The following is a 13,265-nucleotide window of genomic DNA, read 5'->3' as shown; positions in this document are numbered from 1 at the left end:
GTCCATGGTAACTGTCTTTAAGCTAAGTTATTAAATTTAACGCTTTGACACAGTTCCATTTACAGTCTCGTTATAGGGAGTGTAATTTAAACTGTGTCATTTCACTATTTCAATTTACTGGCCCTTTTGCTGTTCTGGCTTGAGCCCTTACAGCGAAAGGCCAAACTTTGAGGTGCGTTTCACCTCAGGTCCAGCTGTCAACTCCACATCCAAAGCGGCTTCTACGAAATGTTTTAGCAGGGGGCCAAGCACGGCATCTTTGCCAAAAGTAAGTTTGCCACTCCCGAATTCCTCCAGGAACTAGCACTTGATCTTCTCCAGGCCCAATAAGTATTCTATTTCACTTTGATTGCGTTAAAGGAGCTACTTAAATTCCTTTAGCTGCTGCTAAGTAGAAGCTTATATGTAATTGAAATAGTGGTTTTCAATTACATGCAAGCTTCTTAAAAATCAACTTCTAATAAATGTCCATTATTTTTCAACCAGTCTTTTGCTTTTTGATAGTTAGGCACCTGGATAGATAGTATGTTCCAGAATCTGGGGGTGTGGTTATCTTCAATTAAATGAACTAATTCGTGAGCTACCAAATAATTTACCACGTACATTGGAGCTTTAATGATACGCCAGTTGAAAATGATGTTGTTGTTTGGTGTACAGGAACCCCAGCGGTATCTCATTTCCGATGTTTTACATTCCTTGTATTTCACCCCTAAGCTTCTTGCAAACTCTTTTGCCAGTGGCTCAATCTTCTGCAAAGCCTGCCTCAAATACCACTTTTTAAATAGTTTGTTAGCGTTTGCCTGGCTTTTTCTAGAAATCCGAAAACGCTGATTGAATTCAACTTCCTCAATTTCCTCATCGACTACTATGAGTTGGTAGTTTCTGCCTAAGTACATGAGGGTCTCACCTGAAACGAATTCTTTCGACTCAGGTATTAGAGGGTATTTCTGTGCATGGTTCAGTTTCTCTTTAATCCATTGCCTTTTAGACTGAACTAGGGCTTTAATTTTATCCATAGAAAGATGCTCCGGGGCACGGACAACTACTCTTCTGTCACGCTCCACTGTGATATTAAGAGTTTTGCGTGTGCTGAATTTTACTTCATATTCCAACTGCATCAGTCCTGTATAATTTTGAAATGGTTGGTTTTTGCCAATTCCATCACTCTAGATATGATCTCAGTCCTCCTGATGATTATGTTAGGCAGCTTATTAAACTCAGGTGATAATAATAGCTTTTGCAGTTCTCCTTTAAGCTTTAATTGAGCTGGTGTGCTGTCCCAAAAGCTTGTCAGCTTGATCTCGTTGGCGACCAGGTTAAAAATATGCTGCGTCAGGTTTACGTTCTGAGCAATTTCATCTTCCGTCAGTTCCCTATTCTCAAAAAGCTCTGCTTTGAAAATACGAAAAAAAGGCATTTGCTTTTTCCTGTCCAGGCCAAAGGTTTCCTCTTTCTCCCTATTCTTGATGCTCTCTCTTAGCTTTTCCAGTTCTTCGTAAATGGCTTTCCAGTTGCCCTTGAAGTTTTTGAGGATCCCTTCCAACGCATCTGAAAAGGAAGCAAACAATTCCGGGTCTTCATCAATGTTGATGTCAATATAATGGCGGATAGCATGCTCAACCTCAGCAGCTTTGGTTTTCTCCCTTTTTTTGGTTTTAACGTGTTTCTGAAAATCATCTGCAATAATAGAAATGGGAGGGATAGTCTGGTCAATGCCTTTGGAAACTAAAAACTCATCTGTAATTGCTCTTAATTTGGGTGGTATGCCTTTCATACTGAGCCTTTCATCTCTGAAATGCTGGTTAGCTAGCGCGTTTATTTCTGTGAAAGCTTTCCAATCTGTGAAAAAATCCAGCGCTTCTTTCCTAGGCAGAACAGTATTGAAACAGCTTGTCAGGTGATTATAGAATTTAATATATTCAAATCGAATGTCTTCATCATAGAACACATCAAAAAAAGCATCTGAATCGCTCAAGTCAGTTAGACCCTGATTTTCCAAAAATTTCCAGGTTTCCTGATGGGCTTTGATAAGTTCTCTCAACTCAGCTTCGTCATTTGAGATACAATCCAGAATCTCATTCCGTTCTTTTTCTGCATAGGTATCCAGTGCTCGTTTCAGGTGATGTCCTACGCCCACATAATCCACTACAAAACCTTTGTCTTTTCCTTCAGGTCCCACACGGTTTACCCTAGCAATAGTTTGCAACAGGTTGTGCGCCACAATAACCTGGTCAAGGTAAAGCACTTGCTCGATGGGTGCATCAAAGCCTGTGAGCAGCATGTAGTTTACGATAATGATGCCCACATTGCCATTGATAGTTTTATCATCTTCGTCTGTTCTCCCAAAAGGCAGTTTAAAGCGCTTGATGCTCTTCTTATGGTACCCACTATTAGTATAGGCTTTTATCTCCAGTTCGTCGTTGTGACTGCCAGATATTACCACCGCTGTTTCCAATTGGCTCAGCCGCTCCAAGTTCACCAGCATAGGATTGTCCGTTTTTAATTCGGCTATTTTGGCTTGCAGGGCCTCCGCAATTGCCGCTTTGTAACGAACGGCGGCTATGCGTGAATTCGCAACCACCTGAGCCTTAAACCCACCAGAGAAAATGTGCTCTACATAGTGGTCTACCATGCTTTTAGCCTTTTCTCGTATCGTGTTGATGTTATCCAGATAAGAGTCACGAGAGCCAAAGCCCAAAATTTGAAGCCTTTCTGTGAGGGTATATTCACTGAACACATCTTCAAACTTTTTGTCCATTGCTTTCTTATCTTCTACTTCCGCATTATGAGTAAAGCCTTCATATACAATCTCTAAGGTAACGCCATCATTAATAGCTTGGCGCATAGTATACTTGTCTATGTAGTCTCTGTACTTCTTTTCGGTTTTGCCCGTGGGCGTACCCGTGAAACCGATGGACGTGGCATTAGGCATGGCACGATCTAAATTGGCTGCTAATAGAGAATACTGCGAACGATGCGCTTCATCAGTCATGACTAGTAGCTGGGCACTTTTGTTCAGCTCAGGAAAGATCTCTATCCCGCTCAAATCGCCGTTTTCCTGAAATTTATGAATCATGGCCATTATAAGGTCGGAGTTGTCATTGCTAAGCAGCTCCTTTAAGCTTTGCCCGTTGGGTGTGGGCTTGGGATTGATGAAGTTCGCGGTTTTTATAGTAAAGCCAATGCTTTGGCCTGTTTCGCCCAACTGTTCTTCCAGTTGCGTACGGTCGGTTACAAACACAATCTTCCAAGGCATCAGTTTAGGCCGCAGTTTCATTTCCCGCACCATAAACATCATGGTGAGCGACTTGCCTGAGCCTTGGGTATGCCAGATAATGCCGCCACGCTCCAAGGGGTTTTGGCCTTCTATCAGGCGCTGGGTAGCTACTTTTACGGCCCTAAACTGCTGATAGCGACCAACTATCTTAATTCTATGCCCTTTGTCGTTTGTGGCAAACACAGTGAACACTTGGATGATGTCCAGTAGGTTTCGAGGTTCTAGCATCCCCGCTACCAGCCGTTGCTGATCGTTAGGTGATGATTTGCCATGCTCTAAATCATTGAGGGTTTTGGGATAGGGGTCTGTCCAGCGGTAAAAGTGCTTGGGTATGCCGGTGGTAATGGTGCCGAATTTTGCCTCGGTGCGGCAGGTGGTCACGATAAATTGATTATAATAAAAAAGTTCTTTATTGCCTTCGCCTGTCTCGCCCCGCTGCTCCATATAGCGCATCAGTTGGTCTATGGCTTCGGGAATGGGCTCTTTAACTTTGCTCGATTTGGCTTCCACCACCACCACGGGCAGCCCGTTTACGAACAGCACGATATCGGGAATAATGTGGTGATCGGTACCTGTTACGCTTACCTTGAACTGCGAGATGGCGGTAAATATATTGTTCTCGAGCCTTTCAAAATCGATGTAGCGGACGGTGGGGCTTTGCTCGCCAGTTTGTTCGTTTTGGCTGACGGTGGTGTTTTCCAAGAGGTAGTTCAGTACCTTCTGGTTGTTTTCTATCAGGCTGTTCTTGTCAAAGGAGCTGATCTTACGCGCCACTTCATCTATCTGCCCTTCGGTGAGGAAAGGATTGATTTGCTTTAGGGCCTGGCGTAGCTTGGGCTGCAGGATTACCTCCGAAAAAGACGTGCGAAAACTCTGCTCGGGTGTTTGCTGAGTTTCCAGCTGCAGCACCTGATTAGTGCCGGTGTTCCAGCCCAAGCCTTTCAGCTGCTCCAGAAAAGGCTGCTCCACGTGGCTGCGCTCGTCTAATTTGAGCGAACCGCCCAAATTACCTTTGTACTTATTGTCGTTGCTTAGTATCATTCCGTTGGCTTTGGATGGTCCAGCTTTTCAATTTCTTTTTTCACTTCCTCTATCAACTGCTGTTCGGAGGGCAAGTAGAGCTGGTATTTACTGGCTATAATGGACTTGTTGTTTTCCGGAAGGCTAATTTTTACCACCGCATCGTTCTTATCAGCACAAAGCAGTATACCAATGGTAGGGTTTTCATACCCCTGCTTTTCAAAGCGGTCGAAGTAGTTGACATACATTTGCAACTGCCCCAGATCCTGGTGGGTAAGCTTATCAGTTTTAATCTCAATCAAGACAAAGCATTGCAAAAGCCGGTTGTAGAAAACTAGGTCCACGAAAAAGTCATCCCCCTCTAAATGGATACGCTTTTGACGTGCCACAAAGGAGAACCCGTTGCCCAGTTCCAGGATGAAGTCATACAAGTGGGTGATAAGCGCGTTTTCCAAATCCTTTTCATAATAAGCTGCTTCGCGCTTCAAGCCCAGAAACTCCAGTACCATCGGGTCTTTGATGATTTCTTTTGCATCTGTGGGACGCTTCTCTTCCCGGGCCACCTGAAGCACGGCTTTTACATCGTTGCTCAACAGCAGCCGCTCAAACAGCTGGCTGTTTACCTGCCGCTCTAACTGGCGGGCCGACCAGTTATTTTTAGCCGCTTCCGCTTTGTAAAACTCCCGCTTCTCTTTGTTTTCAATGCCGATAAGGGTTTTGTAATGCGTCCAGTTGAAATGTGTCCGCAGTGCGGACACATTTGGGAACGTGCGGTAAAACTGCACATACCAATACAACTGCCGCTTCGAAAAGCCACTGCCAAACTGCGGCTGCAACTGCTCGGCTAGCGACTGAATCAGGAAAGTGCCGTAAGCCGCCCGGTCTTCGCCTTGCTGCTCTTCCTCGAAGATTATTTTCCCGATATGCCAATACATCAGCACCCGTTCTGTGTCGACCGAGCGAATAGCCCGCTCACGCGATTGGGCTATGACGCCTTGTATATCAGAGATTAAACCCTTTCTAATTTTCATGCGCTTGCCATTTCGCTGATGAGATAATTGACACGGACTTTGCCGCTCAACAGGTCTTGCATTAGCCCTTTTTTGATAGATTGAAGTTTAGAAGCCTGTTCCTTTATCTTATTCAAGCTGATATCACAAGACTTGATAGTATTTAGTATGCGTGCTTGTTCCTCCTTTTTGGGTTTCAATACCTCAATCCTTTTTAAAGGAGCAATAGAAATTTCTTTTCTTGTAGAACCAATTGTAATTGAATCTAGAACTTTTCGGCCAAATTCTGAAAGAAAGTAATATTTATAAAATAACGGTATAATATCATTGTTAAATTTTAGTTTAGCAACATCTCTACTAATGTTGCCTATAAAGCCTTTGGGAACAATATCAACTTTATCTGTTGTGGCTTTAATTGAGAGTAGGATTTCTCCCCCATTTACACGGCTTCTTGAATACCTTTTTTCAATATCTACATCCGTTAAATGGACACTTTCATAATTAGTGTTCAAATCTTTTATCGCAATAGTTCTAACACCTCCGAATACATTTTTACCCACTTGAACAATTCCATAGCAAATATCATCCTGTGTCAATAAATCGAGGCTTTTCACGTCCCACTCGACAGGAATCCTTCCCAGCGGGCTGTCTTTAAATTCGTGGGTTGCTTCGCTGCGGATGTTGCCGTGCTCGTCAATGCCTTTAGTAAGCAGGTCTTGCATCAAGCCGGTTTTGATGCGACTGTACTTAGCTCTCAGCTTTTCGGTTTGGCTGATGGCTTCATCAACCTTATTGAGTATAGTGGCAATTTGACGTTGCTCGGTGACATTTTCGGGAACATTGAAAGTTAGCTCCTTCAGTAGCCTTGTTTTAGAAAGATTGTATCTTGTTGATCCTTGCCCGAGTAGTGAAATGTTGTATCTAACTTTTTCGCTTCTAAATAAATATTGGGCGTATTCAGGAAGTAGCGAACCAATGTCTGACAGTCTAAATATGAAGCAAAAGCTATTTAGAAAGTACTTGCCCTTTTTAGCTAAAAAAACTGAAGTCATACCAACTTCTTCGACGGTTTCAGACGAAGTGGTGAAAATAATGTCTCCATAAATTAGCTCATTTTGCTTTTCTCCTTTACGGACATACACAAAATCTATTTCGGTAATATCAACTTCTGCGTTTTTGAAAACATTTACGTATGGTATATAAGGCTCACCGTATCCAAAATCGTCTTTCTTCTTACCTGACAAACCATTAAATACTTTTCCAAAACTTTCAAGCTTAGAAATATTTTTCCACCCTTCCGGTAATTCCATTTGATTCTCCTCCATCAGTTCAGATAATTTAGTTGAGCAAGAAAATTATTCAGCTCTGCCATCGTCTCTTCCCGTTGGGCTTCTATGCTTTGGGCAGAGGTAAAGTATTTATCGTACAGGTTTTCATATGCCGCCACCAAGGCACGCTTTTCCGCATTCAGGTAGCGTTGCAGTTGGTTATTAATGATCTCGAAATGCTTTTTCAAAATCAGCTTCTGGCTTTCCGCTTCAGTAATAATTCCGCCTATGTCGGCCAATAGTTTGTCCAGACTGTCGAGCCTTGCTTGCAGCATGTCCTGATCCTTCAGGCGGCTATTGTAGGCTTTGGTAATTTCCTTAAACTGCTTCTGTGTATCTATTATTTTGGATAACTTTAACAGCGTATCCGCCTCATTCACCTTGTCCTTTTTGATATCCTTTTCCAAAGCCGTTATCGATTTTTTAATAGCAGCGAAGTCATTAGTATCCTTTAAATCAGCTTTAAAATCCGCAATAAGGCTCTCGATGCTTTCATCCAAGTTGGCAAGCTCAATTTTGATTGCATGCAGTAAGGTATTGCTTTCTGCTTTTTCATCCTCAGAGCCGTAGCGTTTCAGGATGAGCTTCAGATCCAGTTCAGCTTGCTTTTCTTTTAGTTGGGCTTTGCAGTCCTTTATGCTGCCTTCCAGATCCCTGATTCTGGCCTCAACTTTTTGGAATGGTTTGGCTTCTGCGGAACTTTTCTTCTCATTGAGCAGGTAATCTATTTGCGTTTTCAGTTCGCTCTTTGCCAAGGCTGGGGTGAATTTTACCTCGCCTTCTTCTTCGTCTGCTTCATACTCCACCAGGTTCAAGGCTTCCTCCACGGCTTCCTCTAGGGTGGATTCGTGTTCCGTCTGTGCTACTTCAAGCTCTTCAATCTCCGCTTGTTCGGCTTTAAAGAACTCCTCAATCAGGTATTCATCCGGGATCAATCCGGCTTCCCAACCGTTTTGCATGATGGTTTTCAGGTCGTACTTAATGTTGTCCCACCAATTTACAAACACCCCCGCCACCTGAAATTTATCCAGCACGCCCACCGGCACAAACTTTTCTTTTATAGTTTCCAGCAGTTCCTTCCGCACTCTCGGGAATTTATCACCGTTAGCAATAGTCTGAGGTTTGGCAGCTACATTCTCATCTACTTTTTCAGGTGCCAACGAGGAGAAATCTTCTTTTGCCAATTGCCACCAGTTGGCTAAATGCAAGCCTAGACAAGTAAGTGTCTCCACCACCTTGGCATCTTCCTCAATCAGAGCTTTAATTTCAGATTTTTCGCTAATGGCAAAGTCTCTATAATTTTCGCTTCTGTCTTTGAATAGCTGGCTGCTATCAAAGTTAAATTTAGCGCAAAGCATGTTTTGTGCCTGCGCTATTTCCGTTACAGGCACACCTCCAATTAAATGCGCTTTCACATCTTCGGGTTCAGGTGGAGGGGTGTTGTCCACGTACCTGCGAATGTTCAGAGTCCAATCATTCGCCTCAATGCTGATGATCTTTTCGTCCTCTTGCTTAAAGACATCTACCAGTTTTGAGTAGTTAGCTTCCTCTATTTTGTGTTCGAAAACAAAATCGATTTTTTCTATGTCTTCGGGACGGAGTGTGTTTTGCTTTTTGCCTTCGGCATAGTCCTTGTCGGCATTGATAAAAAAGACCTTGTTCTTCAGGTTGTCGGGTTTGTTCTTATCGAAAACCATAATACAGGCAGGAATACCCGTACCATAAAAAAGCTGTGGCGGCAAACCGATAATACCCTCCAGCACATTTGCCTTCAACATCCCTTCCCGAATTTCCTTTTCCTTACCCCCTCGAAACAGCACCCCGTTTGGCATCACTACCACCACTTTGCCCGTGGGTTTGCAGCTTGCTAGCATGTGCTGCACAAACATTAAATCAGCTTTCTTGCTCGTTTCGGATGCAAAACCGTAGGTAAAGCGACTTTGGTACTTCATAGTCGCCCGGTTATAATTCTGCGAAAAAGGCGGGTTAGCTATTACCCTGTCAAATTCTATCAGTCGCCCATCTTGTTCATTTAAGGGTTCCTCCAAAGTATCCCCGTACTCTATAGTGTACCTGGTAATGTTGTGCAGGATGATGTTCATCTTACTGATGGCAACAACCGTAGGGTCATTTTCCTGCCCAAAGAGGTTTAGGTCTTCGGCATTCTGCCCTTGCTCCTGTACATACTGATGGCTCTGAATGAGCATGCCCCCCGAACCAACAGTAGGGTCATAAATGGACATCCCCGCTTTAGGCTTTATCAACTGCACCAGCAGCCGCACTACCTGGTTAGGCGTATAGAACTGCCCGCCTTTTTTGCCGCTTTCATCTGCAAAGTGTTTAAGCAGGTATTCGTAAGCCGCGCCTAACAGATCCGGGAACTCAAAATTTTCATTAACAAGCGCCGGAAACTCATTGAAGTGGTCAATCATTTTCTTGAGATCGACATTCTTCACAATTTGCTTGCCGTCCACTTCTTTATTGAAGTTAATACGCCCTTTGAAAATACCTGATAACGTATCTGGATTAGCTTCTTCAATGGCATCCAAAGCCTTGTTCAGCATCTGCCCAATATTGTTTTGCAAATGCTTAATAGGTGGCTGCTGCTGTCCGTTCTCATCGGTAAACTCTTCGTGCCACCTGGCTCTTTTCGGCACAAAGAAGGTTTCTCCGTAGGTTATCTTATCTTCGAGTATTATTTGTAGCGTTTCAGGGTCTAGGTGTTTGTAGTCTACTCTTTTGAACTTTTCCCTTTTCTGGTCGAACACATCGCTCATTCTCTTCAGGAAAAGCATTCCAAAAATAAATTCCTTGTATTCCGAAGCATCCATTTTCCCTCTCAATATATCAGCAGCTTTCATAAGGAAGCTTTCTAATTGAGAAAGTTTAATCTTTTCGTTTTTCATTAATTATATATTCCTACTCTTCTAAATCGTAATTTTGTTTATTCTTGGCATGATGTATATTAGGAATTGTTACATCATATTGCCTTTTAGACTAGTACTTTGGCAACAGCTAGTATATTAAGATATATCCCATTTGTAGAGCCACTGGGTTAAATTTTCATTTTGAATTCTTCATTAAATAGCTGCAGGTAGCCTTGATGCTTACCCCACCCACAATGCCTCTTTTTAGCTATAGTTTTGCAGGAATCTATAGCTAAAAAACTGGTGACATCTTAAAAGTTAATATAATTTTTCATCCCGATATATAGCTCCTGTCAACACTAATGGGGGTGTAAATATACTTAATCCAGAAGGGTTATTGAATCTGAGTCAACTAATTTAAGATTTTATTTACTTATGACCATTAATATATCACAGAGGTAGGCCAAACTAATTTCTCGACGCAAGTAGCTGAAAACTACACCTTTTCGAAGTAGAGCAATTCTATCATCCAGCGTTTTTAGAGGCTAACTTAGTCGGGAGCGATCAAGCTGGCGACTAAGCTGAAAAATAATTCGCAAAGGAACTGGAACCAGAGCATGTGAAGGTGCTAAACTATATGTTGAAGCCGGCTAAATGAAAAGACATATTGGAGGATGGGCTGAGCCTGGCAAACCACACAGATAAGGTGAGACGCTATATTGATCCCTTATTACAGAAGGACTTATTAGACCGAACTATTAAGTACTAAGCTAATAGCCTCCACAGCAGTATATTATAACGGAGAAGGGACAGAACCTGCTTAAGTATCGGCAAAAGCAGTATGCTATTTAACATAAGAATAATTATAAGACAAACCACAACTTTAGAGAAAGCATAATAAGTGGTACACTATATAGCAACAGCTTCTCTTTCCTGTTCTCATATTCCAAATTTTTAAAAATAACTGTAGCTTAGAAGGTGGTTTACTACCCTTAGCCATCTACTATACAAAATCTAAATCATCTATATATTGCTTTCAAGTTGATATTATTTACAGTAAATTTGCAATTCGCGAATTGCAAATTGTATTATGAAAAAGCATAGTGGAATGCGGCCACAGGACATTGTGGTGCTACTAACCATCATTGCCCAAGGCCGAGATCCTTGGATGATGAAAGACATAGCTCAAGAGGCCCATATCAGTGCTTCAGAGGTTACAGAATCACTTAACAGATCCGCCAAAGCTGGACTAGTGGATAAGTCAAAAAAGAAAGTGATGCGGCACGCATTACTGGAATTCCTCACACATGGCCTACGCTACGTCTTTCCTCAGGAGCCAGGCACGATCGTAAGAGGTGTTCCCACAGCCTTCAGTGCCTCACCTTTAAACAAGCTCATTATGAGCAATGAAAAACTAGTGTGGCCTTACGCCAAGGGCAAGGAACGGGGCCAGTCGGTAGAGCCACTTTATCCTTCCGTCGTAGAGGCAGCTCTAAACAAGCCTGAACTCTACGAGCTGCTAGCATTGGTGGATGCACTTCGGGTAGGAAGAGTACGGGAACGGGGCTTGGCCAATATAGAGTTAGAAAAAAGGATTCTGAATGGACGGTAAGGAAATAAATATCGAGGTTATTAAAGAAGTAGCTTCCGGACTGCAGGAGCTACGGGAGAAGATGGTATTTGTGGGCGGGGCCACGCTTAGCCTATATGCTGATGATCCCGCCGCCGACGCCGTCCGTCCAACCAGTGATATAGATCTAAGCGTCTCACTGGCGGGTTATGGAGAATGGAGCAGGATACAGGATCGCCTAAGCGAATTGCAGTTTTACCCTGACCCAACAAGTAATGTTATATGCCGCTTTAATTACGGAGGGATTACGATTGATGTGATGCCAGATGATCCTCATATCCTAGGTTTCACTAATCCTTGGTATCAACCGGGGCTGAACCATTCAACAACCGTAGCCCTGACAGACAGGTTAAGGATACGCATTCTTCCTGTGGCGTATTTCTTGGCCACGAAATTTTCCGCCTATCATAGTAGGGGCGGTGATTCCCGCAGCAGCCATGACTTTGAAGATATTGTGTATGTAACAGATAATCGACTACATCTGGTGGAGGAGATTGCTCATGCGCCCCAGGAAGTGAGAGAATATCTACAGCAGGAGTATAGGGCAATTTGGGATAGCCGTTATCGAGAGGAGATTCTAGGCTGTCATTTAGCAGATCAAGACCGCTTACCACTGCTGGAGGAGAAAATAGAGCAAATCATTCAACCATAAAACATAAAACACATTGGAGCTACAAAGCCCTACATTATTTAACATAGAGGTATTTACCTATGAATCGGTAAATACCTCTATGTTAAGAGAGCGAACTGGATAAACGTTGAAACTTTACTTTCCATATTAAACTACAAGCCTGTGTTGGGGAAAACTTTATAGTAATTTGATAAAAACTTAAGGCATTTGTGGTGGGATACCTCGATAACATATACTACTGAATATATAGTCACTATAAGAGGAAAAAGTACATACCTGTAGTGATGAGTATATACTTTGTATTTATGATAGAAGCATGCCTGTTATTTCTATTTGTAACCATAGTGAATGTGATTACCGGCGGGCTCATTAGCCCTGCCTATATACCTGAATCAAACTTTTGGATTGGCTCTTCGATATCCTTTTTGCTATGTTTTGTTCTTACGGCCCGTCGCTATGGCAGGCGCAGGAAGGTGAATGAGTTAAAAGCAAGATTTAAAAACAGCAGCTCTAATAAAATTTTCAAGATCTGGCAAATCTTTTCCATTCCTATACTAATCCTGGCACTGGCTGTATCGATCATAGCATTCTTCTATTAGTCTGGTACTTCACCGGCCAAGGTCTACATGCCTGTGAACACAGAATGGTTCCACCTCCTCACTGATACCAAAGATGTTCCACGGGCAAAACACGAGCAATGAAAAAAGCTAGAACGTCCGTCGCTGAAATTTATTAATCCTCTAGATAAAAATAGGAGATGTATTGGAAAACCATGCCACCCTTTCCTCTCTCAGCTCATTGCTCTTATTAATAATTATTGCTTATTAATTATTAATAAGAGCAATGGTAATTATACTATATGGGCCTGATGATTAGGTGCCTATCTAATCCCACAGAGTTGAATTGACTGTATTTAGTAATCCGCTATTGGCGCTGAGTCATGAAATCATTTTCCTACAATAGCAATGTTTTTTCTCCATACCTGCCCGTCTTTACCCGAAACCTGTACATGGTAGATACCTGTTGAGAAACCGCTTAAATCCATTTCAGTTTTACCGGCTGGATTTAGCGGAGCAATTCCCTGCTTTACAACGCGTCCGTCCACGCTATAAACAGTTACGTGGAGGGATTGCCGGTTCAGGCTTGCTGCCTGCAGTGTAAATTTCCCGGTGCTGGGGTTCGGGTAAAGCAGTAGTTCCGGTGCTGTGGCCACTTTATCTTCTACGCTTGTGCAGGTGCTTACGTCTATGTCGCTTTGGGCTGTAGAGCCGCAGCCCCTGCTGTCGTAGTAGCTGTACGTAATGGTAAAGGTTCCTGAACCTGTGGAGTCCGGATAGAAAACGCCATCTGTAACACCGGGGCCACTGTATCTTCCCCCTCCTGGCAATCCGCCCGAAAGTTTAATGGGTGCCTGCCCTTTACAAATAGTGTTATTGAATTAGGCACTTAAGCAATAACCATTTTATAGGGATGTGGAGGAGCGGCCACCATCCTTTTGAGGA

General features: G+C 42.9%; 9 protein-coding genes. 2 read left to right on the top strand and 7 right to left on the bottom strand.

Annotated elements, in window-relative coordinates; translation table 11 throughout:
* Window positions 1–443: 443 nt before the first annotated feature.
* Genes FVR03_RS22175 through FVR03_RS22155 form a run of 5 tightly spaced genes read right to left on the bottom strand, consistent with a single transcriptional unit; the run spans window position 444 to window position 9,541 of the window.
* The gene (locus FVR03_RS22175) at window positions 444–1,118 is read right to left on the bottom strand and encodes a M48 family metallopeptidase (RefSeq protein WP_147923970.1); all 675 of its coding nucleotides are present in this window, start codon (window positions 1,116–1,118) and stop codon (window positions 444–446) included.
* Window positions 1,118–4,318: a type I restriction endonuclease subunit R gene (locus FVR03_RS22170; protein WP_147923969.1), complete on the bottom strand. Its 3,201-nt coding sequence runs from the start codon at window positions 4,316–4,318 to the stop codon at window positions 1,118–1,120. Before FVR03_RS22170 ends, FVR03_RS22175 begins: the two co-directional genes overlap by 1 nt.
* Complete coding sequence (locus tag FVR03_RS22165; RefSeq protein ID WP_147923968.1) at window positions 4,315–5,328, bottom strand: PDDEXK nuclease domain-containing protein; 1,014 nt, start codon at window positions 5,326–5,328, stop codon at window positions 4,315–4,317. The genes FVR03_RS22170 and FVR03_RS22165 overlap by 4 nt, the downstream gene beginning before the upstream one ends.
* Window positions 5,325–6,632: a restriction endonuclease subunit S gene (locus tag FVR03_RS22160; protein WP_147923967.1), complete on the bottom strand. Its 1,308-nt coding sequence runs from the start codon at window positions 6,630–6,632 to the stop codon at window positions 5,325–5,327. Before FVR03_RS22160 ends, FVR03_RS22165 begins: the two co-directional genes overlap by 4 nt.
* Entirely contained in the window at window positions 6,632–9,541 is a 2,910-nt protein-coding gene (locus tag FVR03_RS22155; protein ID WP_147923966.1) for a type I restriction-modification system subunit M, read from the bottom strand. Before FVR03_RS22155 ends, FVR03_RS22160 begins: the two co-directional genes overlap by 1 nt.
* Before the next feature lie 1,237 nt (window positions 9,542–10,778).
* Here FVR03_RS22155 and FVR03_RS22150 point away from each other — a divergent pair.
* Both FVR03_RS22150 and FVR03_RS22145 read left to right on the top strand, forming a co-directional pair.
* Window positions 10,779–11,114 carry a hypothetical protein gene (locus FVR03_RS22150; RefSeq protein WP_255474358.1) on the top strand — a complete coding sequence of 112 codons (336 nt, stop codon included), beginning with the start codon at window positions 10,779–10,781 and terminating at the stop codon, window positions 11,112–11,114.
* Entirely contained in the window at window positions 11,104–11,784 is a 681-nt protein-coding gene (locus FVR03_RS22145) for a nucleotidyl transferase AbiEii/AbiGii toxin family protein (RefSeq protein ID WP_147923965.1), read from the top strand. The genes FVR03_RS22150 and FVR03_RS22145 overlap by 11 nt, the downstream gene beginning before the upstream one ends.
* Window positions 11,785–12,217: 433 nt before the next feature.
* Here the strand turns inward: FVR03_RS22145 and FVR03_RS25050 are convergent, their stop codons facing one another.
* Both FVR03_RS25050 and FVR03_RS22140 read right to left on the bottom strand, forming a co-directional pair.
* Window positions 12,218–12,346 carry a hypothetical protein gene (locus FVR03_RS25050; protein ID WP_255474357.1) on the bottom strand — a complete coding sequence of 43 codons (129 nt, stop codon included), beginning with the start codon at window positions 12,344–12,346 and terminating at the stop codon, window positions 12,218–12,220.
* 363 nt (window positions 12,347–12,709) lie between these two features.
* Window positions 12,710–13,150: a T9SS type A sorting domain-containing protein gene (locus FVR03_RS22140; protein ID WP_187270263.1), complete on the bottom strand. Its 441-nt coding sequence runs from the start codon at window positions 13,148–13,150 to the stop codon at window positions 12,710–12,712.
* Window positions 13,151–13,265: the final 115 nt, after the last annotated feature.

It is taken from the genome of Pontibacter qinzhouensis, from assembly GCF_008017455.1.
Taxonomy (GTDB): domain Bacteria; phylum Bacteroidota; class Bacteroidia; order Cytophagales; family Hymenobacteraceae; genus Pontibacter; species Pontibacter qinzhouensis.
Note: the sequence above shows the minus strand (reverse complement) of the source record. Positions and strands in the feature narration are given on the sequence as shown.

Coding starts and splice junctions, on each gene's coding strand:
- FVR03_RS25050 (WP_255474357.1), bottom strand. CDS start 12,346: ATGATCGATACAGCCAGTGCCAGGATTAGTATAGGAATGGAAAAGATT.
- FVR03_RS22150 (WP_255474358.1), top strand. CDS start 10,779: ATGCGGCACGCATTACTGGAATTCCTCACACATGGCCTACGCTACGTC.
- FVR03_RS22160 (WP_147923967.1), bottom strand. CDS start 6,632: ATGGAGGAGAATCAAATGGAATTACCGGAAGGGTGGAAAAATATTTCT.
- FVR03_RS22175 (WP_147923970.1), bottom strand. CDS start 1,118: ATGCAGTTGGAATATGAAGTAAAATTCAGCACACGCAAAACTCTTAAT.
- FVR03_RS22165 (WP_147923968.1), bottom strand. CDS start 5,328: ATGAAAATTAGAAAGGGTTTAATCTCTGATATACAAGGCGTCATAGCC.
- FVR03_RS22155 (WP_147923966.1), bottom strand. CDS start 9,541: ATGAAAAACGAAAAGATTAAACTTTCTCAATTAGAAAGCTTCCTTATG.
- FVR03_RS22145 (WP_147923965.1), top strand. CDS start 11,104: ATGGACGGTAAGGAAATAAATATCGAGGTTATTAAAGAAGTAGCTTCC.
- FVR03_RS22170 (WP_147923969.1), bottom strand. CDS start 4,318: ATGATACTAAGCAACGACAATAAGTACAAAGGTAATTTGGGCGGTTCG.